The 1,509-nt window shown below is 32.7% G+C and carries 2 protein-coding genes; one reads left to right on the plus strand and one right to left on the minus strand.

Annotation, left to right across the window (positions count from 1 at the left end; all coding sequences use genetic code 11):
* The first annotated feature begins 105 nt into the window (after positions 1-105).
* Positions 106-297: a YqaE/Pmp3 family membrane protein gene (locus tag FTV42_RS16820; protein WP_004282089.1), complete on the plus strand. Its 192-nt coding sequence runs from the start codon at positions 106-108 to the stop codon at positions 295-297.
* Between the two features lie 605 nt (positions 298-902).
* Here the strand turns inward: FTV42_RS16820 and FTV42_RS16825 are convergent.
* A partial coding sequence (locus tag FTV42_RS16825; RefSeq protein WP_180039250.1) for a hypothetical protein occupies positions 903-1,509 on the minus strand: 607 nt, incomplete at its 5' end.

Consider the following 1,509-nt stretch of genomic DNA (forward strand, 5'->3'; position numbering starts at 1 on the left):
AATTGCTCAGATGGATAAGTATTTAACGGATGAAAGAGATCGTAAGCTGTTTGATCTACCGGCAGTTAATTATTAATTTTTTGAAAAGATACATAGGAATTTGAAATGAGATTGCTAATTGCTTTAATTTTTCCATGGCTGCTGTTTTTCACCATAGGACGACCATTTGCAGGCATCATTTGTTTGCTACTTCAGATTACAGTTTTAGGTTGGATCCCGGCTGCCATCTGGGCGGTCTATGCTTTGTCGCAATACAAGACTGATCAGAAAATTAAAAGAGCAATTCGCTCATCATAAATAGTGTAATTGTGTGATTTTTAGATCTGATTAATTGTGTGATTTCCATCACACTTATCCATGAGTAAATGATCAGATTGTGAGGATTATTTGAGCAATAAGTGATTTAATAAATCTTATAACAATAACTATAAAACTCCAGAGGGAAAAAAATTAACCCTCTAATTCTTAGTTAGAAAAATAATTAAAACAAGAATTAGAGGGTTTCATTTTTATCGCATTCACTCTATTTTGCCACAAAGCTCCTATCCAATAAGGGTATGGGGCTACTTTTTTGACTTCGCATAAGAGATTTTATGTTAAATAGCCATTTTAACTAACTAAATGGTGTCTATTCAAATCACCAAAAATATTAGCGAGTGTCTACGAGCGTCACATTAAACAAATGCTTACCTTCCTCCTTGATTACTGCTTTTGCGGTATATGAAGTCAAGGAGGAAGTTTTATAAAGATAAGATATAAAAAATTCTTTTTTCTCCGTAATAGTATCCATACTAACTTATTACTGTTTACACTTTGATTTAACTTTGAGATTAAGCTTTGAGATTAAACTTTGAATTTAAGCCTTGATATAACTTTGAACTCACTAAAAGTTCAATTTTTAATCAAAGCTGTTTTTCTGCTTTTTGTATTAACTCTCGTTCAAACTTACTTTGATCCCTTATTCGATTTTTACTATAGGGATTTTTTGTTCTGTATTTTAATCTAAATCTTGGCTTTATTGAGGCATTAGCATAGTCACAATCTACAAATCCGAAGGCAATTTTTGATACTGAAGTTCCGCGCTTAGAAACGTGATTTAGTTGAGTAGTCATAGACTCTTCTAAATTATATCCACCTGAAAGAATCTTATCTGATATAGCTTTTTGGTCTTCTGTGAACAGCTCATACATAAAGATTTTTTCATCATCTGGTACCTCATCTGGTGAGTCAGTAACGAAGAATACAGGTTCAATAAGTTGCATATCCCATAAAGGGCGCATAATGATCCATGTACCTCGCTCATTTAATTTAGGACAATATTCAGCTTCCCATACTTTACGTTCGTGCTTTCCACGACCTACAACTTTGTATTCACCAAAAATACCGAAGTCACTATCACCAGAGCAAACCCATTGATAATTTAATTTAAGAAAATTTATGCAATGGTTGAATCTTGTTATTATTGATGTATGTAACTTTTCTTCATTTTCATATGGGTTAGCCCAAATC

Source organism: Acinetobacter sp. YH16052 (assembly GCF_013417155.1).
Classification (GTDB): Bacteria; Pseudomonadota; Gammaproteobacteria; order Pseudomonadales; family Moraxellaceae; genus Acinetobacter.